This is a genomic window from Paraburkholderia sp. HD33-4 (genome assembly GCF_021390635.1).
Taxonomy (GTDB): Bacteria; Pseudomonadota; Gammaproteobacteria; order Burkholderiales; family Burkholderiaceae; genus Paraburkholderia.
In genome coordinates this window covers 3,696,320-3,722,466 of the sequence record NZ_JAJEJS010000001.1, presented here as the reverse complement: position 1 = coordinate 3,722,466, position 26,147 = coordinate 3,696,320, and the positions used below count along the sequence as shown (strand labels likewise).

Genomic DNA, 26,147 nt, shown 5'->3' with positions numbered 1-26,147 from the left:
CATACTCAAGCCCATGAACAAGGTATTGCGTCTCTCCGACCTGATCACCGAAGGCAAGCTGTCCGGCAAACGCGTGTTCATCCGCGCCGATCTGAACGTGCCGCAGGACGATCAAGGCAACATCACCGAAGACACCCGCATCCGCGCCTCCGTGCCGGCCATCAAGGCCGCGCTCGACGCCGGCGCCGCCGTGATGGTCACGTCGCACCTCGGCCGTCCGACCGAAGGCGACTTCAAGCCGGAAGACTCGCTCGCGCCGGTGGCGAAGCGCCTTGCGGCGCTGCTCGGCCGCGACGTGCCGCTCGTCGCGAACTGGGTCGAAAACGGCGTGAACGTCGCGCCGGGCTCGGTCGTGCTGCTCGAAAACTGCCGCGTCAACAAGGGCGAAAAGAAAGATTCCGACGAGCTCGCGCAGAAAATGGCGAAGCTGTGCGACATCTACGTGAACGACGCGTTCGGCACCGCGCACCGCGCCGAAGCGACCACCCACGGCATCGCGAAGTACGCGCCAGTTGCCTGCGCGGGTCCGCTGCTCGCCGCTGAGCTCGAAGCGCTCGGCAAGGCGCTCGGCGCGCCGAAGCGTCCGCTCGTGGCGATCGTCGCGGGCTCGAAAGTGTCGACCAAGCTGACCATCCTGAAGTCGCTCGCCGAGAAGGTCGACCAGCTGATCGTCGGCGGCGGCATCGCCAATACGTTCATGCTCGCGGCCGGCCTGAAGATCGGCAAGTCGCTCGCCGAAGCCGATCTCGTCGCCGAAGCGAAGGCGATCATCGACGCGGCCAAGGCTCGCGGCGCTTCGGTGCCGATCCCGACCGACGTGGTCACGGCCAAGGAGTTCTCGCCGACCGCGAAGGCCGAAGTGAAGGCCGTCGCCGACGTGCAGGACGACGACATGATTCTCGACATCGGCCCGGAAACGGCGAAGCTGCTCGCCGCGCAGCTCGAGAAGGCTGGCACGGTCGTGTGGAACGGCCCGGTCGGCGTGTTCGAGTTCGACCAGTTCGGCAACGGCACGAAGACGCTCGCGGACGCGATCGCGCGCTCGGCGGCGTTCTCGATCGCAGGCGGCGGCGACACGCTCGCGGCAATCGCCAAGTACGGCATCCACGACCAGGTCAGCTACATTTCGACGGGCGGCGGCGCCTTCCTCGAGTTCCTCGAGGGCAAGAAGCTGCCGGCGGTCGAAGTTCTGGAATCGCGGGCTTAACGTGGCGACGCGCTCCCTAGCGGCGAAGTCGACCAAGGCGCGTGGCGCGAAAGCGCCGCGCGGTAACGCGGCAACGCCGGCAGGGGAGCGCGCGACACGCGCGGCCGCTGCGTCGGCAACGGCCGAACAGGACGTGGCTGCCGAGGCGCTGGCAGCGCCCGCGGCGGCCGACCCGGCGCCGGCCGCCGGAGCGCTCGCGGAACCGGTTGCGGAGCATGCTCCGAGCGGTGACGCTCAGCAGCCGCCAACGGCAATTAGCGAATCCGTCGAACACGATTCGGCCCAGCCGGAACAGCCTTCCGGCAAGCAGGACAGCAAATCTTCGGCGCACGAGACGCCGGTCTCGAATACCGCATCACCCGCATCACTCCACAAAGCGACACCGGCCACAACCGGCGCGCGACCCCAGCCAGCATCTTTCGATGCGCAGACTCCGCAGCAGCCCCGCAGCGCTCTTACCAGCGATCCTATCCAGACGAGGAGACTCATGCATCGCGCCACCAAGATTGTCGCTACTATCGGTCCGGCTTCCAGCACGCCGGAAATCCTGCTGCAAATGATTCAGGCGGGATTGGATGTGGTGCGGCTCAATTTCTCACACGGCACCGCCGACGATCATCGCCAGCGCGCCGAATTCGTACGCGAGGCGGCCCGCCAGGCCGGCCGCGAAGTCGCCATCATGGCTGACCTGCAAGGCCCGAAGATTCGCGTCGGCAAGTTCGAGAACGGTCGCACCACGCTCGTCGCCGGCAATCCGTTCATCCTCGATTCCGAATGCGAGCTCGGCAACGACGACCGCGTCGGCCTCGATTACAAGGATCTGCCGCGCGACCTGAAGCCGGGCGACGTGCTGCTGCTCAACGACGGCCTGATCGTGCTCAGCGTGCAGCGCGTGATCGGCAGCGAGATCCACACGGTCGTGAAGATCGGCGGCGAGCTGTCGAACAACAAGGGCATCAACCGCCAGGGCGGCGGTCTGTCTGCGCCCGCGCTGACCGCGAAGGACATGGAGGACATCCGCACGGCGATGTCGCTCGGCGTCGATTTCATCGCGGTGTCGTTCCCGAAGAACGCGACCGACATGGAAATGGCCCGCCAGCTCGCGAACATCGCCGGCGCGCCGTACGGCATCAAGCCGAAGATGATTGCGAAGATCGAGCGCGCGGAAGCGATTCCGGCGCTGCAAGGCATCCTCGACGCGTCGGACGGCATCATGGTCGCGCGTGGCGACCTGGCCGTGGAAGTGGGCAATGCCGCGGTGCCGGCGCTGCAAAAGCGCATGATCCGCATGGCGCGCGAATCGAACAAGTTCGTGATCACCGCGACCCAGATGATGGAGTCGATGATCCACGCGCCGGTGCCGACCCGCGCGGAAGTGTCGGACGTCGCGAACGCGGTGCTCGACGGCACGGACGCGGTGATGCTGTCGGCGGAATCGGCGGCGGGCAAGTACCCGGTGGAAACCATCGAAACGATGGCGGCGATCTGCGTCGAAGCGGAAAAGTCCGAGCAGTCGGAGCTCGACAAGGACTTCCTCGACCGCACCTTTACCCGCATCGACCAGTCGATCGCGATGGGTGCCCTCTTCACCGCCTATCACCTCGGCGCGAAGGCGATCGTCGCGCTGACCGAATCGGGCTCGACCGCGCTGTGGATGTCACGCCACTGGACTCACGTACCGATCTTCGCGCTGACGCCGCGCGTCGGCAGCGAGCGGGCGATGGCGCTGTATCGCAACGTGACGTCGCTGCATCTGGACACCAACACCGACCGCGACACCGCGCTTCAGCATGCGCTCGAGGCGGTGGTCGGCAAGGGCTACGCGTCGCACGGCGACATGGTCGTGCTGACGGTCGGCGAGCCGATGGGTCAGGCAGGCGGCACCAACACGTTGAAGATCGTGCGGGTCGGTGAACCGTACTGATCAGGCAGGACTGCCCGATCGGCACAGGCTCGATTGAGCGAAGCAGGCCGGCGACACTCGCGCGGTGCATGTGCGACGGCGCACCAAGGCGCCGGTATCACCGCGGGAATGCCGCCTGCTTCGCGATAAAATCGCCGCAAAAGATGCCGACGGCAAAAGAATTCGTTTCAATCTAAGGAGTTTGAGCATGCCTCTCGTATCAATGCGTCAACTGCTGGACCATGCCGCGGAAAACGGCTACGGCCTTCCGGCATTCAACGTGAACAACCTGGAGCAGGTGCAGGCGATCATGGCCGCGGCCGACAAGGTCAACGCCCCGGTCATCATGCAGGCGTCGGCTGGTGCGCGTAAGTACGCGGGCGAGCCGTTCCTGCGTCATCTGATCGAGGCGGCGGTCGAGTCGTATCCGCACATTCCGGTCGTGATGCACCAGGATCACGGCCAGTCGCCGGCAGTGTGCATGGCGGCGATTCGCAGCGGCTTCACGAGCGTGATGATGGACGGTTCGCTCGAAGCCGACGGCAAGTCGGTCGCATCGTACGAGTACAACGTCGAAGTGTCGCGCAAGGTCGTCGAAGCGGCGCACTCGATCGGCGTCACCGTCGAGGCGGAGCTGGGCGTGCTCGGTTCGCTCGAAACGATGAAGGGCGACAAGGAAGACGGTCACGGCGCCGAAGGCACGATGACGCGCGAGCAGCTGCTGACCGATCCGGAGCAGGCTGCCGACTTCGTCAAGCTGACCCAGTGCGACGCGCTGGCCATCGCGATCGGCACCTCGCACGGCGCCTACAAGTTCAGCAAGAAGCCCACGGGCGATATTCTCTCGATCCAGCGTATCAAGGAAATCCATCAACGCATTCCGAACACGCACCTCGTGATGCACGGCTCGTCGTCGGTGCCGCAGGAGCTGCTCGCGGAAATCCGCGAATTCGGCGGCGACATGAAGGAAACCTACGGCGTGCCGGTCGAGGAAATCCAGGAAGGCATCCGTCACGGCGTGCGCAAGGTAAACATCGACACCGACCTGCGTCTGGCGATCACGGGTGCGATCCGCCGCTACATGGCGACCAACCCGGGCAAGTTCGATCCGCGCGATTACCTGAAGCCGGCGCGCGAAGCGGCGATGAAGATCTGTATCGACCGTTACACGCAATTCGGCTGCGAAGGCCAGGCTGGCAAGATCAAGCCGGTTTCGCTTGATAAAATTGCGGAGAAGTACAAGTCGGGCGAGCTCGCGCAAGTCGTCCGCTAAGCTGTAGTTTTGGCTCCGCGCCTGGCCGTTTGGCCAGGTTGTCGTCCGATCGCCGTTCCCGCATCATCGGGGGAACGGCGTTTCCCTTTTGTTCCGGTCACATTTTTTGCCCCATTTTTAGCGAACCACGACGATGTCTACCCTCTACGAATCCACGCTCCGCTCGCTGCCGCTGCTCGGCCGCGGTAAAGTCCGCGACAACTATGCGGTGGGCAACGACCAGTTGCTGATCGTCACGACCGACCGTCTGTCGGCGTTCGACGTGATCATGGGCGAGCCGATTCCGAACAAGGGCCGCGTACTCAACGCGATGGCGAACTTCTGGTTCGAGAAACTGCAGCACGTGGTGCCGAACCATCTGACGGGCGTCGCGCCCGAGTCGGTGGTCGCGCCGGACGAAGTCGAGCAGGTGAAGGGGCGCGCGGTGGTCGTCAAGCGTCTCGAGCCGATCCTCGTCGAAGCGGTGGTGCGCGGCTATCTGGCCGGCAGCGGCTGGAAGGATTACCAGGCCACCGGTTCGGTCTGCGGCGTGCAACTGCCGCCGGGCCTGCAGAACGCGCAGAAGCTGCCCGAGCCGATCTTCACGCCGGCCGCCAAGGCCGAGATGGGCCACCACGACGAAAACATCACCTACGACGAGATGGAGCGCCGCATCGGCACCGAGCTGTCGGCGACGATCCGCGACATCTCGATCCGCCTGTACAAGGAAGCCGCTGATTACGCGGCGACGCGCGGCATCATCATCGCGGACACGAAGTTCGAATTCGGTCTGGACAACCACGGCAAGCTGTACCTGATGGACGAGGCGCTCACGGCGGATTCGTCGCGCTTCTGGCCGGCGGACCAGTACCAGGTCGGCACCAACCCGCCGTCGTTCGACAAGCAGTTCGTGCGCGACTGGCTCGAAACCCAGTCGTGGAAGAAAGAGCCGCCCGCACCGAAGCTGCCGGAAGACGTGGTCGTGAAGACGGGCGAGAAGTACCAGGAAGCGCTCGAGCGCCTGACCGGGCACAAGCTCGACTGATCTGATTGCGCGCGCCGTGTCAGGCGCGCATCGCCCGGAAACAAGGAAGCCGTAAAGATGAGTGAAGCACAAACCGCCCATAAGCATGATGCGCCGGTCGTCGGCGTATTGATGGGCTCCAGTTCCGACTGGGAAGTGATGAAAAACGCCGTCGCAGTTCTGCAGGAATTCGACGTGCCGTACGAAGCAAAGGTCGTGTCCGCACACCGCATGCCCGACGAAATGTTCGCCTATGCTGAAAGCGCGCGCGAGCGCGGCATTCGCGCGATCATCGCGGGCGCCGGCGGCGCCGCGCATCTGCCGGGCATGCTGGCCGCGAAGACCACGGTGCCGGTGCTCGGCGTGCCGGTCGCGAGCAAGTATCTGAAGGGCGTCGATTCGCTGCATTCGATCGTGCAGATGCCCAAGGGCGTGCCGGTCGCGACGTTTGCGATCGGCGAGGCGGGCGCCGCGAATGCGGCGCTGTTCGCGGTGTCGCTGCTGTCCGGCACCAGCGCCGAATACGCGGACAAGCTCGCAGCATTCCGCGTGCGCCAGAACGAAGCGGCTCACGCGATGGTATTGCCGGCGCTGTAAGCGCGCCGGTCGTTTTTTTGAAGACGTCTCCTGTCCGACCCCCGGCCGGATGCCCGCCGCTCTGTATGCGAGCGCGACGCGTATCCGGCCGCGACCGACCACCAAGATGAACCCTGACAACACACCGGTTTCACCGATTCTGCCCGGCGCATGGCTTGGCATGGTCGGTGGCGGCCAGCTCGGCCGCATGTTCTGCTTTGCCGCCCAGGCGATGGGCTATCGCGTCGCTGTGCTCGACCCGGACGAAACCAGCCCGGCGGGCGCGGTCGCCGACCGCCACCTGCGCGCGGCCTACGACGACGAAGCGGCGTTGACCGAACTCGCGCGGCTGTGCGCGGCGGTGTCGACCGAATTCGAGAACGTGCCGGCCGCGAGCCTCGACTTTCTCGGCAAGACCACGTTCGTGAGCCCGGCGGGGCGGTGTGTCGCCGTCGCGCAGGACCGGATCGCCGAGAAGCGCTTTATTGCGTCGTCGGGCGTGACGGTTGCGCCGCACGTCGTGATCGAGTCGTCGGATGCGCTTGCGACGCTTGGCGATGCCGAGCTCGAAGCGGTACTGCCCGGCATCCTGAAAACGGCGCGCATGGGTTATGACGGCAAAGGCCAGGTTCGCGTGCGCAACGCCGAGGAAGTGCGCGAAGCGCATGCGTCGCTCGGCGGCGTGCCGTGCGTGCTCGAGAAGCGCCTGCCGCTGAAGTTCGAGGTGTCGGCGCTGATCGCGCGTGCGGCGAGCGGGGCGTCGGTCGTCTATCCGCTCGCGCAGAACACCCATCGCGACGGCGTGCTGTCGCACACCATCGTCCCCGCGCCGGATGCGTCGCCCACGCTCGTGCAGCAAGCGCAACAGGCCGCATTGCAGATCGCCGAGAAGCTTGGTTATGTCGGCGTGCTGTGCGTCGAGTTCTTCATTCTCGAAGACGGCTCGCTCGTCGCCAACGAAATGGCGCCGCGTCCGCACAACTCCGGTCACTACACGGTCGACGCGTGCGCGACGAGCCAGTTCGAGCAGCAGGTGCGCGCGATGACCAGCATGCCGCTCGGCGACACGCGTCAGCATTCGCCGGCGGTGATGCTGAATATCCTCGGCGACGTGTGGTTCCCGGACGGTTCAAAGCGCGCGGCGGTCACGCCGCCGTGGCAGGAGGTCGCCGCGATGCCGGCTGCGCGCCTGCATCTGTACGGCAAGGAAGAGGCGCGTTGCGGCCGCAAGATGGGCCACGTGAATTTCACCGCACCGACGCTCGAAGAAGCCCGCACCGCGGCGCGCGATTGCGCACGGCTGCTGCACATCGCTACCAGCTGACGCGCGCGCCATGCCGGATCAACAGAAACCCGCCCAGGACGCGACCGACGCGTTGCCGGTCAGCGCCGCGCAGATCGAGCACGCGGCGGCCTTGCTCGACGCGGGTGAGCTGGTCGCGTTTCCGACGGAGACCGTCTACGGTCTAGGCGGCGATGCCGAGAACCCCGACGCGGTCGCGCGCATTTACGCGGCTAAGGGTCGGCCGGCCAATCATCCGGTGATCGTGCATCTCGCGCCGCATGGCGATCCGCACTACTGGGTCGAGCATTTACCGGCAGACGCGCAGCGCCTGATCGACGCGTTCTGGCCGGGGCCGCTCACGCTGATCCTCAAGCGCGCCGCGCGCATTCCCGCGGCGGTCAGCGGCGGGCAGGATTCGGTAGGGCTGCGCTGCCCATCGCATCCGGTTGCGCAGGCGTTGCTCGAAGCGTTCAGCGCGTTGCGCGGCGGGCATGGCGGCGTCGCCGCGCCGTCGGCGAACCGCTTCGGGCATGTGAGTCCGACCACCGCGCAGCATGTGCGCGACGAGTTCGGCAGCGCGATTCATGTGCTCGATGGCGGGGCATCGGATGTCGGCATCGAATCGACGATTCTGGATCTGTCGCGCGGCTTTCCGGCGTTGCTGAGGCCCGGTCGCGTGACGCCGCAGGATATCGCCGACGTGCTCGGCGAGGCGCCGCGTCTGCCCGATGGGTCGGATGCAAGCGCGCCGCGCGCGTCGGGCACGTTGAAGGCGCATTACGCGCCGCGCACGCCGCTCGCGCTGCTGCCGTTCGGCGAGCTCGAGCCGCTGCTCGCGGTGCGCGAGCCGGGCGAGCGCGTCGCGCTGGTCGCACGTGCGTCGCGTGCGGGACAGTGGGCCGATGCCGACGGCGTGCATTTCGTCGCCGCGCCGGAAGATCCGCACGTGTATGCACGCGAGCTCTACGGTTTGCTGCGCGCGCTCGATCGCGCGAACGTCACGCGGATTCTGATCGAGAAGCTGCCGGACACGATCGAATGGATCGCGGTCAACGATCGGCTCGGACGCGCGGCGGCGGCCTTCGAGGCGCAGCACTGACGCAATCGGCTCGCCGCGCTGCATGGCGTGGCCGGCGGAAATGACAAAGGCCCGGCTCGTTCAACGAGCCGGGCCTTTTGCCATTCAGGCAACCTTGACGTCTTGTTACTTGCCAAGCCCGCTAGCGGCGATCTGCTTCTCGACCTGCTGCGCGATCAGCGCGCCCGTATGCGTGCTCGGATGCACGAGGTCGGCGAAGACGTAGGTCTGATCCGCGCCGGCCACCGTGTAGGTCTCCGGCGAGCAGAACAGCGACGACGCGAGCGCGGCGCCGAACTCCGCCGCCGTCTGACCGGATGCGAGCGCGCTCGGGTTCTTCGTCGCGTACGCGGTCGCGGACGCGGCCATTGCCGTCAGGTTACACGCGGTGCCCGTATTCGACACGGTGAAGCCGAGCGCCTGGTAGTTGGCCAAGGTCTGGTCCAGCAACGCGAACGCGTCCAGGTAGATGACCTGCGAGGTCGACGCGAGCCCTTGCTTCAGCACGCCGTTGTAGGTCTGAACCAGTGCGTTGATGAGTGCCTGGCCTTGTGCGCCCGCGGCGAGACCTTGCGGCGTCTGCGCGATGTCCGGTACGTTTGACACGACAATATGCGTCGCGCCCGCGGCGACGATCTTTTGCACCGTGCCGACGAACGTGATCGCCGCGGTCTGGATTGCCTGCAATTCGGTCAGCGTGGCCGCCTGCGATGCGGCGGCGGCCGCCGTCTGCGCGTCGGCCGCGGTGCCGCCGTTCAGGAGCGCTTGCGTCGCCGCTGCCGTGCCGGCAGCCGAGACCGCTTGCACCGCCATGAAGATGTCGTTCGCGCCGCCGTTGATCAGCACGAGCTGGTTCGAATTGAAGCTGTTGTTGTGTGCGCTCAGATAGTGCGTGACCTGCGTCGTGACCGGCTCCGTCGTCGCGGCCATGTTGTTCGGCGCGAAGCCTTCGCCCGGTTGCAGATCGACACGCGCGCCGCCCTGCCCATAACCGAGACCGCCGGCCGCGGTGAGCGGGTTGCCGAAGCCGCCGACGAATGCGGGGGTGAGCGTGCCGCCATAGTACTCGGCGACCTTCTGCGTCCAGATTTCGCCCGGGTTGGTCGTGAAGCGGCCGCCGCCCGTGCCGACGTTCGCCTGAACCGCCGCCTGGTACGTGCCGACATCCGACAGGCTGTCGCCGAACGACACGACCTGCAGCGTGACGCCCCCCGGTGGCGTGTTGCTGCTGCTCGAACTATTGTTGTCGCTGCCACCGCCGCACGCCGCTAGCGCGGCGAACGCTGCGCTCGCCACGGCGATCTGCGTGACGCGCAACCAATGCTGTTTTTTCGAAGCGGTTTGATTCATGTTGACTGCATCTCCTCGTTTGTATGGCCTTTGATGCCATGTGTTGCAGACGGCGTCCACCGCGTCGGCGGCGTGACGACAGCTTACAGAATCTTCTACGGTCTGCGTGACGTCCGCAGCGCGACCGTATGGTTCGGGTTCAAGCCGGGTAAATCAGCGGTGGTGGATTTGCTCACGGTGTCGTTCGTACTCGAATGCGGATGCGCGTTCGATCCCGCGTCGAGGCCGCTACCGCCGCCAAACGCTACCGCGCGCTGCGCATGATAGGAGGCGGCCCATGCGGGCGGCGCGAACAGCGCGCGCCATTTGTTTCGCCAGCCGCGCACGCTCGCGAAGTCCGCGGCCATCGACGCCCATTCGTGAAACGTCGCCTTCAGCGGGTTGTACGTATGCAGCGGCTCGACGATGCCGTATAGCGGCGACTCGAGCGGATCTTCGTCGACGTAGCTGCCAAACAGGCGATCCCAGATCACCAGTACACCTGCGTAATTGCGATCGATGTAGCGATCGTTGCGCGCGTGATGCACGCGATGGATCGACGGCGTATTGAACACGTACTCGACCCAGCCGAGCTTGCCGATCACCTGCGTATGGACGAAGAACTGGAAGCCGAGGTTGATCAGTACGATCGCGACGATCTGCTTCGGAGCAAAGCCGAGGATCGCGAGCGGAATCCAGAACACCCACATGCCGGCGATCGGGTACATCAGGCTCTGGCGGAACGCGGTCGAAAGATTCATCCGCTCCGACGAGTGATGCACGACGTGCGCGGCCCACAGCCAGCGCACGCGATGACTGCAGCGATGAAACACGTAGTAGAGCAGGTCCTGCGCAACGAACAGGACGACGAACGACAGCCACGTCGCCGGCCATGTATGGATACGGTAGTGCTCGTAGAAAAACGCGTAGACAGGAATGATCGCGAGCCACGCGAGCTTGTCGGCGGCCTGCTGCAGCATCGCGAGCGCGGCATTGCACAGCGTGTCGCGCCAGCTGTAGAGCTGCTCGGCCGGGCGCGTGCGGCTCAAGTGCCACGCCTCCCAGCCGATGCAGGCAAGAAAGACGGGCCCCATGGCGAGCAGCAGCAATTCGGCATCGAATTGCATCGTGTCTCCCTTCCTGGTCCCTGACCGTCGCGCGGTACGCGGCGGGTGGTGTCGTTATCGTTCGTGAGGGTCGCGCGGTCTGACCGATCGGGCGCCCTGCGCGGCAAGCGCGTGATGTCGCGCGCCGCATGCTGCCCGACAGCGTACACGGTTAGCAGCTTGCCGCGCGCGGCATCGCTAGAAGGAATACTCAGTGGGCGCCGCGCTTGCGCGGATTTTTCCTGGGCTTTTCGCGCGCTTCCTCGATGGGCGCGGAGACCTTCGTGAAGCCTTGCGACGGGCCTTCGTACACCCATTCGAGCAGCGCGTCGTGCGCGGCGCGCGCCGCTTCCGAATGCGGATCGTTGATCAGGCTGACGACGATGTAGCTGTTGCCATCTGCCGACGCCACGTAGCCGGCGATCGCGCGCACGTCGCGCAGCGTGCCGGTCTTGATGTGCGCGTTGCCGCCCGCGCCCTGGCTGGTCAGGCGGTTGCGCATCGTGCCGTCGACACCGGCGATCGGCAGCGAGTCGACGAACACCTGCGCGACCGGGCTCGCGTTCGCGCGCTGCAGGACGTCGGCGAGCGCGAGCGCGGTGATGTGCTCGTCGCGCGACAGGCCCGAGCCGTTTTCGAGCGACAGGTACTCGGTGTTCAGGCTGTCGCGCGTGAGGAACGCTTCGACCGCGCGCGCGGCTTTCGCGGGCGTGGCGGGCGCCCGTTCCTCGGCGGCGCCGATCGTCAGGAACAGGTTGCGCGCCATCGTGTTGTTGCTGTACTTGTTGATGTCGCGAACGATGTCCGACAGCATCGGCCCCTCGTGCGTCGCAACCAGCTTCGCGCCGGCTGGCACCGCGCCTTCGCGGGTCGCGCCCGTGAAGGTGCCGCCGGTTTGCTGCCACAGCGCGAGGAAGCCGCGCGCGAAGAACGTCGAGTGATCGAGCACGGCGATGTTGATCGTGTGCTCGTCGCAGCGCATCGAATAGTCGCCGGTGAACGATGCGACGATCGTGCCGTCGGGCTGCGGCGTGATGGTCGGCGTCGGCGCTTCGCCGCGGCACGGGCCGTTGGTCGCGCGCAACTGGTTGTCGATGCGCAGTTGCGCGAGCGCGGGCAGCACGTCGATCGCCACCGTGCCGTCCGGCGATGGGGTCAGCGTGAACGACAGCGATTTGAACGCGTACAGCAGCGGATCGGGGCCGACGTTGTACGGTGCGCTCACGTCGTCGTCGAACGCGGGCAGGTCGCGCGTAGACGGATCGAAGTAGCGCTTGTCGAGCACCAGCGCGCCGTCGATGCCGTTGATGCCCGCCTTGTGAATCTTCTGCACGAGGTCGATCAGTTCTTCGGGCACGAGCTTCGGGTCGCCTGTGCCCTGGATGTACAGATTGCCGTGCAGCACGCCGTGCGCGTCGAGCGGGCCGTCCGCGTATGCGCTGGTGCGCCAGCGGTAGCCGGGGCCGAGGATCGACAGACCCGAATAGGTGGTGACGAGCTTCATCGTCGAGGCAGGCATCATCGGCTTGCCGGCGTTCAGCGCGAGGATCGGCGTGCGATCGCCGACCTTTTCGACCACCACGCTAATCGACGACAACGGCACGTGCGCACGCTGCAGGCCGACCATCACCTGCTGCGGCAGCACCGTCGTGACATTGACGCTCGGATGCGCGGCCTTGATGCGTGCCTGCGCGGCCAGCGGCAGCAGCGTGCCTGCGCCGAGCGCGGCGGCGCAGAGCCAGACGGCCGCGCGGGGCATGACGCGAGGTGGCATGGAGGCTGCGCGATTGAGCATACGGCGCGAGCGCAACGCCATACGGCGTGCGACGGAAGACAGGAAAGCGTGCGTCATGAACGGGTGAACGGGCAAACGGACCAGCGGGATTTCAAGGTGTGCGGAGTGCGGCGTACGCGGGACGACGGAACGGCAAGCCGGGCGGTTCGACGGCGCGATAACGCGCTGTGGTGTTGCCCGACGGACGTCGCGCGACGCAAAGCGCCCATTGTAGTGACATGCCGCGACGCTGCGGTGAAAAAAGCGCCACACGCCGCGCAGGCCGGAGGCGGGCGCTAGAATGCGGCATCATCGAACGTTTTGGAACGGACAACCATGCGCATCCTGCTAGTCGAAGATGACCGGATGATCGCCGAAGGCGTGCGCAAGGCGCTGCGCGGCGAAGGCTTTGCAGTCGATTGGGTCGAGGACGGCGAAGCGGCGCTGCGCGCGGCGGCCGCCCAGCCTTACGACCTCGCGTTGCTCGACCTCGGTCTGCCCAAGCGCGACGGTCTCGAGGTGCTGCGCGCACTGCGCACGCGCGGCCATGCGCTGCCGGTGCTGATCGTCACCGCGCGCGACGCGGTCGCCGATCGTGTCAAGGGCCTCGATGCGGGCGCTGACGATTACCTTGTCAAACCTTTCGATCTCGACGAACTCGGTGCACGGATGCGCGCGCTGATCCGGCGCCAGTCCGGTCGCAGCGATTCGACGATTCGCCACGGCAATGTGACCCTCGATCCCGCGTCGCATCAGGTGACGCTCGATGGCGCGCCGGTCGCGCTGTCCGCGCGCGAATTCGCCCTGCTCGAGGCGCTGCTCGCGCGGCCCGGCGCGGTGCTGTCCAAGAGCCAGCTCGAGGAGAAGATGTATGGCTGGGGCGAGGAGATCGGCAGCAATACCGTCGAGGTCTACATTCACGCGCTGCGCAAGAAGCTCGGCGCCGATCTGATCCGCAACGTGCGCGGGCTGGGCTACATGATCGCGAAGGACGCCTGAGCCGATGCGCTCGATTCGCCGACAACTGTTGTTCTGGCTGCTGGCGCTCGTTCTGCTCGGCGTTGGCATCGCGGGCTGGCTGATCTACCGGCAGGCGCTCGCCGAAGCGAACGAACTGTTCGACTACCAGCTGGAGCAGATCGCCGCGGCGCTGCCGGCGGAACCGTTCTCGCAGGTGCTCGGCCGCGATACCGGAGACGAGGGCATCGTGCTGCAGATCTGGAACCGCAACGGCATGCTGATGTACTACTCGCGGCCGCGCGCGCCGCTCGCACCGCGTGCCGAACTCGGTTTTTCGACCGAGCGTACCGACCGCGGCGAATGGCGCGTGTATGGCGCGATCGTCGGCGATAACGTCGTGCAGCTCGCGCAGCCGCTGTCGGTGCGCAACCGGCTTGCCGCCAACGTCGCGTTGCGCACGCTGTGGCCGCTGATCGTGCTGCTGCCGCTGCTCGGGCTCGCGGTGTGGGTCATCGTCGGCCGCGGGCTGCGCCCGCTGCGACGCGTGACGAGCGCGCTCGACGCGCGTCATCCCGAGGCGCTCGATCCATTGCCTGATCAGCGCTTGCCGCTCGAAGTCCGGCCGCTCGTGCGCGCGCTGAACGGGCTGTTGCAGCGGCTCGCGACCGCGCTCGATATCCAGAAAGCGTTCGTCGCCGATGCCGCGCACGAATTGCGCACGCCGCTTGCCGCGGTACAGATTCAGGCGCAGTTGGTCGCCCGCGCGCAGGACGACGCAGCCCGCAACGAAGCGCTCGCCGATCTGCTGGCGGGTGTCACGCGCGCGACGCGCCTCGCCGAGCAACTGCTCGCGCTCGCGCGCGCCGAGCCGGACAGCGCCGGCGTCGCCGGGACGCTCGATCTGCGCGAACTGCTGCGGGAGTGCGTTGCGACCTATGCGCCGCTCGCGATGAATCGCGGCGTCGACCTCGGCATCGAGGCGAGCGAGGCCGCCAGCGTGACCGGCGACGCCGAAGCGTTGCGCGTGATGTTCAACAACCTCGTCGACAACGCGACCAAGTACACGCCGCATGGCGGCCGCGTCGACGTGAGCCTGCGCGTCGAGGACGGCCATCCGGTCGTGCGGATCGCCGATAGCGGCCCCGGTATCGACCCGGCCGATCGCGAGCGCGTGTTCGACCGCTTCTATCGCGCGGGCGCGGGCGCGACTCGGGCGCGCACCGACGTGGCGGGCAGCGGTCTCGGTCTCGCGATCGTGCGCCGGATTGCCATGCAACATCATGCGCAAGTGTCGCTCGACGAATCGCCGGCCGGTGGTTTGCAGGTCATCGTCCGCTTCTGAGCATGGTGGTTTGTGCATCGGCCAAACCTGGCGTTCATGCTGGCGCGAGGGCGCCGTAACGGCCCGGCCGATAAGGTTCCCATGATCTGGCGCTGCTTAAGACTCTTTTAAGTGACGCCCCTTACGCTCCTCGACATCCAAAGTCACTTTCTCCAGTCAGGAGCTCATGATGAACGCGAAAACCTTGTCCCGCGGCGCCGTTGCGGTAGCGGTCGCCGCTGCGCTTTCAGCCGGCTATGTGGCGGGCCATCGCGATGTGCCCGCACCGCAGATCATCTCGCCGGCGGAAGCCGCCGCGATGATGCCAGCCGAAGCCGCCGCCAAAACCGGTATCCCCGATTTCTCCGGTCTCGTCGAGACCTACGGTCCGGCCGTCGTCAACATCAGCGCGAAGCACGTGGTCAAGCAGACCGCGATGCGCGGTAACGGCGGCAACCTCAACGGCAACCAGCTGCCGATCGATCCGAACGATCCGTTCTATCAGTTCTACAAACGTTTCTTCGGCGGCGTGCCGGGCATGCAAGGTGGCGATGGCGGTGACGCGCCCGACCAGCCGAGCGCGAGCCTCGGCTCTGGCTTCATCATCAGCAATGACGGCTACATCCTGACGAACGCGCACGTGGTCGATGGCGCGAACGTCGTCACCGTGAAGCTCACCGACAAGCGAGAGTTCAAGGCGAAGGTGGTCGGCGCCGACAAGCAGTCCGACGTCGCCGTGCTGAAGATCAACGCGAGCGACCTGCCGACCGTGAAGATCGGTGATCCGCGTCAGAGCAAGGTGGGTCAGTGGGTCGTCGCGATCGGCTCGCCGTACGGCTTCGACAACACCGTGACCTCGGGCATCATCAGCGCGAAGTCGCGCTCGCTGCCCAACGAAAACTATACGCCGTTCATCCAGACCGACGTGCCGGTGAATCCGGGCAACTCGGGCGGTCCGCTCTTTAATCTGCAAGGCGAAGTGATCGGCATCAACTCGATGATCTACTCGCAGACAGGCGGCTTCCAGGGCCTGTCGTTCGCGATCCCCATCAGCGAGGCGATCAAGGTCAAGGACGATCTCGTCAAGACCGGTCACGTGAGCCGTGGACGCCTCGGCGTCGCGGTGCAGGGCCTGAACCAGACGCTCGCCGATTCGTTCGGCATGCAGAAGCCGCAAGGCGCGCTGGTCAGCTCGGTCGACGCCAGCGGTCCGGCGGCCAAGGCTGGCTTGCAGCCGGGTGACGTGATCCTGTCGGTGAATGGCGACGAAGTCAGCGATTCGACGGATCTGCCGGCAAAGATCGCAGGTCTCGCGCCGGGCAGCTCGGCGACGCTGAAAGTGTGGCGCGATAAGGCCAGCAAGGACGTGAAGGTGACGATCGGCTCGTTCTCGGACGTGAAGGTCGCGTCGGCGAACAAGACCGATCAACAGACCCAGTTGCAGGGCCGTCTCGGCGTCGCGGTGCGGCCGCTGACGCCGGAAGAGAAGAGCGGGGCGTCGGTGTCGCACGGTCTGCTGGTGCAGCAGGCGGGCGGGGCAGCGGCGAGCGCCGGCATCCAGCCAGGCGACGTGATTCTCGCGGTCAACGGCCGTCCGGTCACGAACATCGATCAGTTGAAGCAGATGATTTCGGGCGCAGGCAACAGCATTGCGCTGCTGATCCAGCGGGACAACGCGCAGATTTTTGTGCCCGTTGATCTCGGCTGATCCAGTATCCGGGCGGTTCGAAAGGATCGCCCAACCCAGTTTGAGCTGTAGTAGCGATTGCCGGTCCTTTGCATTTACTGCAAGGACCGGTTTTTTTTCGCCTGTCCGAACCGTGCTGCTGCGAGCAGCGCCAACAGGCCGAGGCGCGCCGGGCCGCGATGGTCGTGCGCGTTCCGTCGACGCAACCGGACGGTTGGCACACAGGTTGCTTCGTCCTTGATTCGGGCCCGTTCGGGGACTGGGCAAGGACTTCAACAAGGAGAGCGAACCGATGAAAACCCAACGCAATCAGCAAAGGATCGTAGCCGCCGCGCTGTGCGCGGCGCTCACGCTCGGACTGGCGGGCGGCGCAAACGCGCAGCAGGCGGGCGTGACCGGCGGCTCGACCACCGACAACACCAGCGCGGGCAACACCAACGGCGGCGGTCTGCCGCAAGTCCAGCAGCAGGGCGACGTTTCGTACGTGTCAGGCGGTGTCGGCCTTGACGAATCGCGGGCGCTGCAACAAGCGCAAAGCCAGTGGCCACTGACGCTGCGCTTCACCGGACCCAATGCCGAGTTTCTCGCCGATGTGCACGTGCGCATCGTCGATGCGCATAACGGCGAAGTGCTGAACACGACGTCGCGCGGACCGTTCATGCTGGTACGCCTGAGCCCCGGCCGATACACGGTGCACGCGAAATACAACGATAGCGAGCAAACCCGGTCGGTGAGCGTGCCGGCGCACGGCAACGTCAAATCCGCGTTCATCTGGAGCGTGAAGTAACGGGTCGAGCCGCCCGCAGACCCGCAGGAAGCTTGCGCAAGCGGCCGAAGTTTGGCCGATAATGAAGCCACGGGCGTGTCCCGTGGCTTTGCCGTTCCTGCGGCAACAGCCGGCAGTGCAGCGTCACCCATCATGGAGCCTGGACATGAGCGATGCGTCGACATCTGCGGGACGGCCTGACGGCCATACCATCGTGATCCGCGATAACGCCCACCGTGTGCGCGTGATACACGGCGGCGTGACGATGGCCGACACCCAGGCCGCGCTGACGCTATCGGAGACGGGCCTCGCCGACGTGTTCTATTTCCCGCGCGAGCACGTGAACATGGCCCGGCTCGAACGCTCGGCACACACCTCGCATTGCCCGTTCAAGGGCGACGCGTCGTACTTCCATCTGCGCACCGAAGATGGCGTGATCGAGAACGCGGTGTGGAGCTACGAAGCCCCGTTCGAGCAGGCCAGTCGCATCAGGGGCTATCTCGCTTTTTACGCATCGCGGGTCGACCGCATCGATCAGACGTCCTGATCCCGCAGTCGGCACGTTCATCGGGGGGAGGTTGTCATGGAACTGAACGACGCGTTACGGATTCCGCTGGCGCCGTCCGAGGTGTGGGACGCGTTGCAGGATCTCGCGCTGTTGCGTGCCAGCCTCGACAACTGTGAGTCGTTCGTGCGTCTCGCCCACGGCGAATACGCGCTGACGATGACCGTGCCGCTCGGCCCGTTGCGCGCGCATTATCATGCGCGCGCGCACGTCGCCGGCCAGGATTCCGGCCCGGCGGACGCGCAGCGCCGCACCATCAACTTCAAGGCACGGGCCGAGGGCATCGGTGCGTTGCGCGGTCAGATCGAAGTCCGGCTGCGCGCGGACGAGGGGCGCGAGCGCGGCACGCGCATCGACTACACGTTGTGGGCGACGTCGTCGGGACCGCTCGCCGAGTTGCCGACGCGCCAGCTCGAGAACGCCCTGCGTCAGATCGCCGACGACTTTTTCGCCGAGTTCGACGCCGTCGTGCGCGCCAAGCACGGCAAAGGGCCGAACCGCGCGCGTGGCACGGCGCCGCGTCGTCAGTACGTGTTTTTGCGGCCGATCACGCTCGGCGGCATCACGCGGCGCGCGCGTGTCGAGCACGGCCATACGCTGCCGGGGCGTGCGGCAAGCGCGTCGCATAGCTGGTCGCATGGCGTGACGCATCACGAACCCGGACATCATGTCGTGCCGTACTGGGCGTGGGCCGGGATGATCTTTCTGGTCGCGCTGCTGTTGTATGTCGCGCGCTGGTTCAGCGAGCATTGACGCCGAGGGGCGCGCGCAACGCCTGATTAAACGCGTGCCGGACATCCTCGCGCGACTACGAAATCACGGTGACGCACTACGAAATTGCGGTGCTCCCGCCGCCTTCATCTAATCCCCTCGAAACTCCCGTCGCCACGCGGTCGGCGACGTACGGAACGCGTCCGCGAAATGTTGCCGCAGCGATGCGGCCGAGCCGAACCCGGCGCTCGCCGCGATCGCTTCGACCGACTCGTCGGTGCTTTCCAACAGCTGTTGGGCACGCGCGAGCCGTTGCGCGAGCAGCCACGCGCCGACGGTGCTCCCGGTCGCGAGCCGGAAGCGTCGCGTGAAGGTGCGGCGACTCATCAACGCGCGCGCGGCGAGCGTATCGAGCGTATGCGGCGCGGCCAGGTTGCCGCTCACCCAGTCGAGCAGGCCGGACAGCCGATCGCCGCGCGGCTTCGGCGGCATCGGCTGCTGCACGTATTGCGCCTGGCCGCCCTGGCGGTGCGGCGACACGACGAGCCGGCGTGCGACGTGGTTCGCGACCTGCGCGCCGCAGATCTTGCGCAGCACGTGCAGGCAGCAGTCGAGGCCGGCGGCGGTGCCGGCCGAAGTCAGCACGTTGCCGTCGTCGACGTACAGCACGTCGGGGTCGAGCCGCACGCGCGGGTAGCGTCGCGCGAAGTCGTTGGCCCAGGCCCAGTGCGTCGAAGCGGGCCGCCCATCGAGGATGCCCGCCGCCGCCAGCACGAAAGAGCCGAGGCACAGGCCGACCAGCAGCGCGCCGCGCGCGTGCGCGGCCCTCAGCGCGTCGAGAAGCGCGGCGGGCGGCATTTCGTCGGGATCGCGCCAGCTCGGCACGATGATCGTCTGCGCGTCGGCAAGTGCTTCGAGTCCGTGCGTGAGCGCGATCGAGAAGCCCGCGGTCGTCGCGAGCGCGCCCGTCTCCGCGGCGCAGACGCGGAAGTCGAAGGCTGGCACACCGCCGCCGCGACGGTCCTCGCCGAACACGACGCACGGCACCGACAGGTGGAACGGGCTGATGCGGTCGAATGCGACGACGGCGACCACGTGGCGTGGCGCCTGATCCGAGACTTCATCGGACGATGCGAAGGTGGTCATGCCGGGTCCCTTATGAATGCCTGAATTATGGCCCGATTCTAGCGAAGCTTGTCATTCGGGCCGCTGTCGGCGGCCGGGCGGTGGAGCAACAATGCCGTCATCGCCGTCGCGCCTTGGCCATCGCGCCGGGCGTGCGCCATCGACCGTTTTTACTGACCAGGAGCCTTGCCATGAGCACAACCGCGCCGCGCCGTGCGCTGATCGTCATCGACGTGCAGAACGAATACGTGAGCGGTGACCTGCCGATCGAATTTCCGGACGTGCGCACGTCGCTCGCCAACATCGGTCGCGCGATCGATGCGGCGCGCGCCGCCGACGTGCCGGTCGTGGTCGTGCAGAACATCGCGCCCGCCACCTCGCCGCTATTCGCGCGCGGCAGCGCGGGCGCGGAATTGCACACGGTCGTCAGCTCGCGCGCGCATGACCATTTCGTCGAGAAGTCGCTGCCGAGCGCTTTTGCTGGCACCGACCTGGCCGACTGGCTCGCCGCCCGGCAGATCGATACGCTGAGCGTCACCGGCTACATGACCCACAACTGCGATGCGTCGACGATCAACCACGCGGTGCATGCCGGCCTCGCCGTCGAGTTCCTGCACGACGCGACCGGCTCGGTGCCATATGAAAACAGCGCGGGCTTCGCGAGCGCGGAGGAGATTCATCGCGTGTTCAGCGTGGTGCTGCAGTCGCGCTTCGCGGCGGTCGCGAGTACCGATCAGTGGATCGCGGCGCTACGGAGCGGCGCGCCGCTCGAGCGCGACAACATCTATGCGTCGAATCAGGCGGCGCGAGCTCGCCGTGCAGTTGCCTGAACCCGGCGCGGGAACGGGCGGTCCGGTTCGCCAATAGAAACGGGCGGTTCATCGAACCGCCCGCCTTCCCGACCCGCAACCCCTGCGCGCCTTCTACTGCGCCTTCCTGCGCAACGCCGGACTCAGGCGCAAGGCGTCGAACATCCCTTCCACCATCTGCTGCGCGTGCGCGCCGAAGTCGGTCGCATCGGGCAAAAACAGCATGTCGCGCAACGAGCCGCCGACGAACGCGTGCACCATCGCCGCGGCGAGTTTCGTGTCGAGGTCGGCGGGCATCTGGCCTTTGGAGATCGCGTTGCGCAGACCGCCTTCGATCTTCGCGAGCCCTTCGCGCATATTGGTCTGATACCGTTCCATCACCGGTCCCATGTCTTCGACCAGCTCGCACTTCAGGAACAGGATGTCGAACACCCGGCGGCGGCGCGGGTCGGTGGCGGTGTCGCGCAGGCAGACCATGCAGACTTCGATGATGCGCCCCAGCGGATCGGGTTCGTTGGGGTCGAGCGACGCCGCCTTCAGCTCGTCGAGCGGCAGCAGCACACGGTCGAACATTTCGGTGAAGAGTTCGCTCTTGTGCGCGAAGTGCCAATAGATGGCGCCGCGCGTGACGCCGGCGGCCTGGGCGATATCGGCCAGCGACGTGCGCGATACGCCTTTCTCGTAGAAGACCTGTTCGGCTGCATCCAGAATGCGGTTGCGCGTCTCCAGCGCCTCTTCTTTGGTTCTTCTGACCATATTGGTATGACCTGCGCTGATCCTGGGGTTTCTGCGGACGGTTTTAAGTCGGCCTGATGACAATTTGACTATTTCTGGAGCCAATTGCGACGCGAACTTGCGGGCCCCGACCCTTGGAAGATAAAAATGCACTTTTACATGCATTCGTGAATGTATATATAATAGCACCCCACGACCGGATAGCCCAAGCCGTGACGACCGGTTAATATCCGTCACTGTTGCCTTTCAAAAACGCTAATGCAGCCGCCAAACGGCGGCGCCATGCGGCATTCCCCGGTATGGCGCATTCGTAGCAGGGTGCCCTGCAGGCGCAGGCATGCATCCGCGGGCTTCCGGTTGAGCGTCGAGAGACGCCTGTGTGCGCTGTCGTCCCCGGGGTAGGGATGCGCGCACTTTTTCATTCTCAGTCTTTGACAGAGGTCGCTCCATGCGAGTCGAACGGGTTCCATTCCGCTTAATTAGTGCCGCGACGGCTGCCATCTTGCTGGCGGCGTGCGGACCAAAACAATCTGCCCCGCCGCCACAGACGCCCGAAGTCGGCGTCGTCACCCTCCAGCCGACGACGGTGCCCGTCGTCACCGAACTGCCCGGCCGTACCAATGCTTTCCTCGTCGCGCAGGTGCGCGCGCGGGTCGACGGCATCGTGCTGCGCCGCGAGTTCACCGAGGGTAGCGAGGTCAAGGCCGGCCAGCGGCTGTACAAGATCGATCCGGCGCCGTACATCGCGTCGTTGAACAACGCGAAGGCATCGCTCGCGAAGGCGCAGGCGAATCTCGTCACGACCACCGCGCAAGCGAGTCGCTACAAGGTGCTGGTCGCGGCGAACGCGGTCAGCAAGCAGGACTACGACAACGCGGTGGCCGCCGAAGGCCAGGCCGCCGCCGACGTCGCCGCGGGCAAAGCCGCGGTCGATACCGCGCAGATCAACCTCGGCTATACCGACGTGACCTCGCCCGTGACCGGCCAGATCGGCGTGTCGCAGGTGACGCCGGGCGCCTTCGTGCAGCAGAGCGCGGCCACGCTGATGGCCACGGTCCAGCAGCTCGACCCGGTCTACGTCGATCTCACGCAATCGAGCCTCGATGGCCTGAAGCTGCGCCGCGACATGCAGGAAGGGCGTCTGAAGACGACCGGCCCGGGCGCCGCGCAGGTCACGCTGGTGCTGGAGGACGGCCGCGTCTACGACGAGAAGGGCAAGCTGCAGTTCACCGACGTCACCGTCGACCAGGGCACCGGCTCGGTCACGGTGCGCGCGATCTTCAAGAACCCGAACCACGTGCTGCTGCCGGGCATGTTCGTGCGCGCGAAGATCGACGAGGGCGTCAACCAGAACGCGCTGATCGTGCCGCAAGTCGGCGTCACGCACGACCAGAAGGGTACGCCCACCGCGCTCGTCGTCGGCGACGATAACAAGGTCGAGCTGCGTCAGCTCGTCACCACGGGCACCTTCGGCTCGTACTGGGTGGTGTCGAACGGTCTGAAGCCGGGTGACCGCGTGGTCGTCCAGGGCACCGACAAGGCGCGTCCCGGCCAGCAGGTCAAGCCCGTGCCGGCGCAGCTGCCCGGCATGGCGGCTTCCGACGCGGCCGCGGGCGGCGCCCCGACAGGTCAACCCGCGGCTCAACCCGCGGCACAGCCTGCCTCCGCTGCCTCGGGCGCGTAATAACAGGGAGCCCGCCTCATGGCAAAGTTCTTTATTGATCGCCCGATTTTTGCATGGGTGATCGCCATCATCCTGATGCTCGCGGGTCTTGCGTCGGTGTTCACACTGCCGATCGCGCAATACCCGACCATCGCGCCACCGTCGATCCAGATCAGCGCAACGTATCCGGGTGCTTCGGCGAAGACGGTGGAAAACACCGTCACGCAGGTGATCGAGCAGCAGATGAGTGGTCTTGACCACCTGCTGTACCTCGCGTCGACCTCGGACGACTCGGGCACGGCCACCATCACGCTGACGTTCGCGGCCGGCACCAACCCCGACATCGCGCAGGTGCAGGTGCAGAACAAGCTGCAGCTCGCCACGCCGCTGCTTCCGCAGGCGGTGCAGCAGCTCGGCACCAAGGTCACGAAGTCGAGCAGCAGCTTCCTGCTGGTGATGGCGTTCGTGTCGACCGACGGCAGCATGAACAAGTACGACCTCGCGAACTACGTCGCGTCGAACATCCAGGATCCGATCAGCCGTATCGACGGCGTGGGCACGGTGACGCTGTTCGGCTCGCAGTACGCGATGCGGATCTGGCTCGACGCGAACAAGCTGAATAACTTCGGCCTGACGCCGCTCGACGTCGAAACCGCGCTGCAGGCGCAGAACGTGCAGGTCGCGGGCGGCTCGCTCGGCGGCACGCCGTCGGTGCCGGGCCAGGTGCTGCAGGCCACGATCACGCAGGCCACGCTGCTCAATACGCCCGAGCAGTTCGGCAGCATCCTGCTGAAGGTCAACCAGGACGGCTCGCAGGTGCGTCTGCGCGACGTGGCGCGCATCGAGCTCGGCGGCGAAAACTACAACTTCGACACCAAGTACAACGGCCAGCCGACGGCAGGCTTCGGTATCCAGCTCGCCACGGGCGCGAACGCGCTCGCCACCGCGAAGGCGGTGCGCACGAAGATCGCCGAACTGTCGAAGTACTTCCCGCACGGTCTGGTGGTGCAGTATCCGTACGACACGACGCCGTTCGTGCGCCTGTCTATCGAGGAAGTGGTCAAGACGCTGCTCGAAGGTATCGTGCTCGTGTTCCTCGTCATGTACCTGTTCCTGCAGAACCTGCGCGCCACGCTGATCCCGACGATCGCGGTGCCGGTGGTGCTGCTCGGTACGTTCGCGATCATGAGCGTGGTCGGTTTCTCGATCAACGTGCTGTCGATGTTCGGCCTCGTGCTCGCGATCGGCCTGCTGGTGGACGACGCGATCGTGGTGGTGGAAAACGTCGAGCGGGTGATGCAGGAGGAGGGCTTGTCGCCTCGCGAGGCAACCCGCAAGGCGATGGACCAGATCACCGGCGCGCTCGTCGGCGTGGCGCTCGTGCTGTCGGCGGTGTTCGTGCCGGTGGCGTTCTCGGGCGGCTCGGTCGGTGCGATTTACCGGCAGTTCTCGCTGACCATCGTCGCGGCGATGGTGCTGTCCGTGCTCGTCGCGTTGATTCTGACGCCGGCGCTGTGCGCGACGATCCTGAAGCCGATTCCGAAGGGTCATCACGAAAAGGCCACCGGTTTCTTCGGCTGGTTCAACCGCACCTTCAACACGAGCCGCGACAAATATCACTCGGGCGTGCACCACGTGATCAAGCGCTCGGGCCGCTGGCTCATCATCTACATGGTGGTGATCTTCGCGGTGGGCTTGCTGTTCGTGCGACTGCCGAAGTCGTTCCTGCCTGATGAAGACCAGGGCACGATGTTCGTGCTGGTGCAAACGCCGTCGGGTTCCACGCAGGAAACCACCGCGCGCGCGCTGAAGGACGTGTCGGACTACCTGCTGAACGACGAGAAGGCGATCGTCGAATCGACCTTCACGGTGAACGGCTTCAGCTTCGCGGGTCGCGGCCAGAACGCGGGTCTCGTGTTCGTGCGGATGAAGGACTACTCGCAGCGTCAGCATGCGGACCAGAAGGTGCAGGCACTGGTCGGGCGTCTGTTCATGCACTTCAGCAGCTACAAGAACGCGCTCGTGTATCCGGTCAATCCGCCGTCGATTCCTGAACTCGGCACCGCGGCGGGCTTCGACTTCCAGCTGCAGGACCGCGCGGGTATCGGTCACGCGAAGCTGATGGAAGCGCGCAACATGCTGCTCGGTCTGGCGGCGAAAGATCCGACGCTCGCGCAGGTGCGTCCGAACGGCCTGAACGATACGCCGCAGTTCAAGGTCACCATCGACCACGAGAAGGCTTCGGCGCTCGGCGTGTCGCTCGCCTCGATCGACCAGACGTTCTCGATCGCCTGGGCATCGGCGTACGTGAACAACTTCCTCGACACCGATGGCCGGATCAAGAAGGTGTACCTGCAGGGCGACGCGCCGTTCCGGATGAAGCCGGAAGACGTGAGTGCCTGGTTCGTGCGCAACAGCGCGGGCGCGATGGTGCCGTTCTCGGCCTTCGCCAGCACCGAGTGGACCTACGGTTCGCCGAAGCTCGAGCGCTACAACGGCATCTCGTCGGTGGAAATCCAGGGGGCGGCCGCACCGGGCAAGTCGACCGGTCAGGCGATGGCGGCGATGGAACAGATCGTCACGAAGCTGCCGGCGGGTGTCGGCTACGAGTGGACGGGTCTGTCGCTGCAGGAGCGTCAGTCGGGTTCGCAGGCGCCGATTCTGTACGGCATCTCGATCCTCGTCGTGTTCCTGTGTCTCGCGGCGCTGTATGAAAGCTGGTCGATCCCGTTCTCGGTGATCATGGTGGTGCCGCTCGGCGTGATCGGCGCACTGCTGGCCGCGACGCTGCGCGGGCTCGAGAACGACGTGTTCTTCCAGGTGGGTCTCTTGACCACCGTCGGTCTGTCGGCGAAGAACGCGATTCTGATCGTGGAATTCGCGCGCGAACTGCAGCAGGGTGGAGGCATGGGGCCGATCGAGGCCGCGCTCGAAGCGGCGCGTCTGCGGTTGCGTCCTATTCTGATGACCTCGCTCGCGTTCATTCTCGGCGTGTTGCCGCTCGCGATCAGTAACGGCGCGGGTTCGGCCAGCCAGCACGCGATCGGTACCGGCGTGATCGGCGGCATGTTGACGGCGACCTTCCTCGCGATCTTCATGATCCCAATGTTCTTCGTGGTGATTCGCGCGAAGTTCGGCGGTGAGAAGGAAGACCCGGATGAGGCGCTGCGCCACTACGAACAGCACCATCCGCACGATCCGCAAGGCGGCGCGGCGGGTGGCACGACCGACGGGTCGGATGGCAATGGCTCGGGCAAGGATGGGCATTGAG

Annotated in this window: 21 protein-coding genes; 16 read left to right on the top strand and 5 right to left on the bottom strand. The window is 66.0% G+C overall.

Translation table 11 applies throughout. The annotated features are described in order from the left end of the window. Window positions 1-13: 13 nt before the first annotated feature. The 7 genes from L0U84_RS16505 (at window position 14) to L0U84_RS16475 (ending at window position 8,346) form a co-directional block, all read left to right on the top strand. Complete coding sequence (locus L0U84_RS16505; RefSeq protein WP_233851197.1) at window positions 14-1,207, top strand: phosphoglycerate kinase; 1,194 nt, start codon at window positions 14-16, stop codon at window positions 1,205-1,207. 487 nt (window positions 1,208-1,694) lie between these two features. After that, window positions 1,695-3,131, top strand: coding sequence for a pyruvate kinase (gene pyk, locus L0U84_RS16500; RefSeq protein ID WP_233851196.1), 1,437 nt, complete (start codon window positions 1,695-1,697; stop codon window positions 3,129-3,131). Window positions 3,132-3,318: 187 nt separating this feature from the next. Continuing rightward, a complete protein-coding gene (gene fba, locus L0U84_RS16495; RefSeq protein ID WP_233851195.1) occupies window positions 3,319-4,383 on the top strand; it encodes a class II fructose-bisphosphate aldolase in 1,065 nt (354 codons plus the stop codon). 133 nt (window positions 4,384-4,516) lie between these two features. Next, window positions 4,517-5,407, top strand: a complete 891-nt coding sequence (locus tag L0U84_RS16490) for a phosphoribosylaminoimidazolesuccinocarboxamide synthase (RefSeq protein WP_233851194.1) — start codon at window positions 4,517-4,519, stop codon at window positions 5,405-5,407. Window positions 5,408-5,464: 57 nt separating this feature from the next. Continuing rightward, entirely contained in the window at window positions 5,465-5,983 is a 519-nt protein-coding gene (gene purE, locus L0U84_RS16485) for a 5-(carboxyamino)imidazole ribonucleotide mutase (RefSeq protein ID WP_233851192.1), read from the top strand. A gap of 106 nt (window positions 5,984-6,089) precedes the next feature. Beyond that, window positions 6,090-7,286, top strand: a complete 1,197-nt coding sequence (locus L0U84_RS16480; protein WP_233851190.1) for a 5-(carboxyamino)imidazole ribonucleotide synthase — start codon at window positions 6,090-6,092, stop codon at window positions 7,284-7,286. 10 nt (window positions 7,287-7,296) lie between these two features. Further along, window positions 7,297-8,346: an L-threonylcarbamoyladenylate synthase gene (locus L0U84_RS16475; RefSeq protein ID WP_233851189.1), complete on the top strand. Its 1,050-nt coding sequence runs from the start codon at window positions 7,297-7,299 to the stop codon at window positions 8,344-8,346. A gap of 105 nt (window positions 8,347-8,451) precedes the next feature. Here L0U84_RS16475 and L0U84_RS16470 read toward each other — a convergent pair whose 3' ends face one another. The 3 genes from L0U84_RS16470 to dacB form a co-directional block, all read right to left on the bottom strand. Continuing rightward, the gene (locus tag L0U84_RS16470) at window positions 8,452-9,675 is read right to left on the bottom strand and encodes an SGNH/GDSL hydrolase family protein (RefSeq protein ID WP_233851188.1); all 1,224 of its coding nucleotides are present in this window, start codon (window positions 9,673-9,675) and stop codon (window positions 8,452-8,454) included. A gap of 95 nt (window positions 9,676-9,770) precedes the next feature. Then, a complete protein-coding gene (locus L0U84_RS16465) occupies window positions 9,771-10,781 on the bottom strand; it encodes a sterol desaturase family protein (RefSeq protein WP_233851187.1) in 1,011 nt (336 codons plus the stop codon). 190 nt (window positions 10,782-10,971) lie between these two features. Further along, window positions 10,972-12,612, bottom strand: a complete 1,641-nt coding sequence (gene dacB, locus L0U84_RS16460; RefSeq protein ID WP_233851186.1) for a D-alanyl-D-alanine carboxypeptidase/D-alanyl-D-alanine endopeptidase — start codon at window positions 12,610-12,612, stop codon at window positions 10,972-10,974. 258 nt (window positions 12,613-12,870) lie between these two features. Here dacB and L0U84_RS16455 point away from each other — a divergent pair, with 258 nt between their 5' ends. The 6 genes from L0U84_RS16455 (at window position 12,871) to L0U84_RS16430 (ending at window position 18,586) form a co-directional block, all read left to right on the top strand. After that, window positions 12,871-13,533 carry a response regulator gene (locus L0U84_RS16455; protein WP_233851185.1) on the top strand — a complete coding sequence of 221 codons (663 nt, stop codon included), beginning with the start codon at window positions 12,871-12,873 and terminating at the stop codon, window positions 13,531-13,533. A 4-nt stretch (window positions 13,534-13,537) separates the two neighbouring features. Then, window positions 13,538-14,836 (top strand): ATP-binding protein, encoded by a 1,299-nt coding sequence (locus tag L0U84_RS16450; protein WP_233851184.1) that lies wholly within the window; start codon window positions 13,538-13,540, stop codon window positions 14,834-14,836. 169 nt (window positions 14,837-15,005) lie between these two features. Next, a complete protein-coding gene (locus L0U84_RS16445) occupies window positions 15,006-16,523 on the top strand; it encodes a DegQ family serine endoprotease (RefSeq protein ID WP_233851182.1) in 1,518 nt (505 codons plus the stop codon). 271 nt (window positions 16,524-16,794) lie between these two features. Beyond that, complete coding sequence (locus tag L0U84_RS16440; RefSeq protein WP_233851180.1) at window positions 16,795-17,289, top strand: carboxypeptidase regulatory-like domain-containing protein; 495 nt, start codon at window positions 16,795-16,797, stop codon at window positions 17,287-17,289. 145 nt (window positions 17,290-17,434) lie between these two features. After that, window positions 17,435-17,815, top strand: coding sequence for a DUF427 domain-containing protein (locus L0U84_RS16435; RefSeq protein WP_233851178.1), 381 nt, complete (start codon window positions 17,435-17,437; stop codon window positions 17,813-17,815). Window positions 17,816-17,851: 36 nt separating this feature from the next. Further along, complete coding sequence (locus L0U84_RS16430) at window positions 17,852-18,586, top strand: CoxG family protein (RefSeq protein WP_233851176.1); 735 nt, start codon at window positions 17,852-17,854, stop codon at window positions 18,584-18,586. Window positions 18,587-18,694: 108 nt separating this feature from the next. Here the strand turns inward: L0U84_RS16430 and L0U84_RS16425 are convergent, their stop codons facing one another. Continuing rightward, entirely contained in the window at window positions 18,695-19,690 is a 996-nt protein-coding gene (locus L0U84_RS16425) for a helix-turn-helix domain-containing protein (protein WP_233851174.1), read from the bottom strand. 170 nt (window positions 19,691-19,860) lie between these two features. Between L0U84_RS16425 and L0U84_RS16420 the strand changes: the two genes are divergently transcribed. Beyond that, on the top strand, window positions 19,861-20,499 hold the full coding sequence (locus tag L0U84_RS16420; protein ID WP_233851173.1) for a cysteine hydrolase family protein: 639 nt from the start codon (window positions 19,861-19,863) through the stop codon (window positions 20,497-20,499). Between the two features lie 93 nt (window positions 20,500-20,592). On the opposite strand, the gene L0U84_RS16415 is transcribed toward L0U84_RS16420, so the two are convergent. Beyond that, window positions 20,593-21,234, bottom strand: a complete 642-nt coding sequence (locus L0U84_RS16415; protein WP_233851172.1) for a TetR family transcriptional regulator — start codon at window positions 21,232-21,234, stop codon at window positions 20,593-20,595. A 427-nt stretch (window positions 21,235-21,661) separates the two neighbouring features. Between L0U84_RS16415 and L0U84_RS16410 the strand changes: the two genes are divergently transcribed. Together L0U84_RS16410 and L0U84_RS16405 are read left to right on the top strand one after the other, a co-directional pair. Beyond that, a complete protein-coding gene (locus L0U84_RS16410) occupies window positions 21,662-22,897 on the top strand; it encodes an efflux RND transporter periplasmic adaptor subunit (RefSeq protein WP_233851171.1) in 1,236 nt (411 codons plus the stop codon). A gap of 18 nt (window positions 22,898-22,915) precedes the next feature. Then, complete coding sequence (locus L0U84_RS16405; RefSeq protein WP_233851170.1) at window positions 22,916-26,146, top strand: efflux RND transporter permease subunit; 3,231 nt, start codon at window positions 22,916-22,918, stop codon at window positions 26,144-26,146. Window position 26,147: the final 1 nt, after the last annotated feature.

Bases quoted from the DNA above. Each gene is read 5' to 3' on its own strand.
- L0U84_RS16415 (WP_233851172.1), bottom strand. From the start codon at position 21,234: ATGGTCAGAAGAACCAAAGAAGAGGCGCTGGAGACGCGCAACCGCATT.
- L0U84_RS16445 (WP_233851182.1), top strand. From the start codon at position 15,006: ATGAACGCGAAAACCTTGTCCCGCGGCGCCGTTGCGGTAGCGGTCGCC.
- L0U84_RS16410 (WP_233851171.1), top strand. From the start codon at position 21,662: ATGCGAGTCGAACGGGTTCCATTCCGCTTAATTAGTGCCGCGACGGCT.
- fba (WP_233851195.1), top strand. From the start codon at position 3,319: ATGCCTCTCGTATCAATGCGTCAACTGCTGGACCATGCCGCGGAAAAC.
- L0U84_RS16405 (WP_233851170.1), top strand. From the start codon at position 22,916: ATGGCAAAGTTCTTTATTGATCGCCCGATTTTTGCATGGGTGATCGCC.
- L0U84_RS16455 (WP_233851185.1), top strand. From the start codon at position 12,871: ATGCGCATCCTGCTAGTCGAAGATGACCGGATGATCGCCGAAGGCGTG.
- L0U84_RS16420 (WP_233851173.1), top strand. From the start codon at position 19,861: ATGAGCACAACCGCGCCGCGCCGTGCGCTGATCGTCATCGACGTGCAG.
- L0U84_RS16475 (WP_233851189.1), top strand. From the start codon at position 7,297: ATGCCGGATCAACAGAAACCCGCCCAGGACGCGACCGACGCGTTGCCG.
- L0U84_RS16480 (WP_233851190.1), top strand. From the start codon at position 6,090: ATGAACCCTGACAACACACCGGTTTCACCGATTCTGCCCGGCGCATGG.
- dacB (WP_233851186.1), bottom strand. From the start codon at position 12,612: ATGACGCACGCTTTCCTGTCTTCCGTCGCACGCCGTATGGCGTTGCGC.
- L0U84_RS16470 (WP_233851188.1), bottom strand. From the start codon at position 9,675: ATGAATCAAACCGCTTCGAAAAAACAGCATTGGTTGCGCGTCACGCAG.
- L0U84_RS16465 (WP_233851187.1), bottom strand. From the start codon at position 10,781: ATGCAATTCGATGCCGAATTGCTGCTGCTCGCCATGGGGCCCGTCTTT.
- L0U84_RS16425 (WP_233851174.1), bottom strand. From the start codon at position 19,690: ATGACCACCTTCGCATCGTCCGATGAAGTCTCGGATCAGGCGCCACGC.
- L0U84_RS16440 (WP_233851180.1), top strand. From the start codon at position 16,795: ATGAAAACCCAACGCAATCAGCAAAGGATCGTAGCCGCCGCGCTGTGC.
- pyk (WP_233851196.1), top strand. From the start codon at position 1,695: ATGCATCGCGCCACCAAGATTGTCGCTACTATCGGTCCGGCTTCCAGC.
- L0U84_RS16505 (WP_233851197.1), top strand. From the start codon at position 14: ATGAACAAGGTATTGCGTCTCTCCGACCTGATCACCGAAGGCAAGCTG.
- purE (WP_233851192.1), top strand. From the start codon at position 5,465: ATGAGTGAAGCACAAACCGCCCATAAGCATGATGCGCCGGTCGTCGGC.
- L0U84_RS16435 (WP_233851178.1), top strand. From the start codon at position 17,435: ATGAGCGATGCGTCGACATCTGCGGGACGGCCTGACGGCCATACCATC.
- L0U84_RS16430 (WP_233851176.1), top strand. From the start codon at position 17,852: ATGGAACTGAACGACGCGTTACGGATTCCGCTGGCGCCGTCCGAGGTG.
- L0U84_RS16490 (WP_233851194.1), top strand. From the start codon at position 4,517: ATGTCTACCCTCTACGAATCCACGCTCCGCTCGCTGCCGCTGCTCGGC.
- L0U84_RS16450 (WP_233851184.1), top strand. From the start codon at position 13,538: ATGCGCTCGATTCGCCGACAACTGTTGTTCTGGCTGCTGGCGCTCGTT.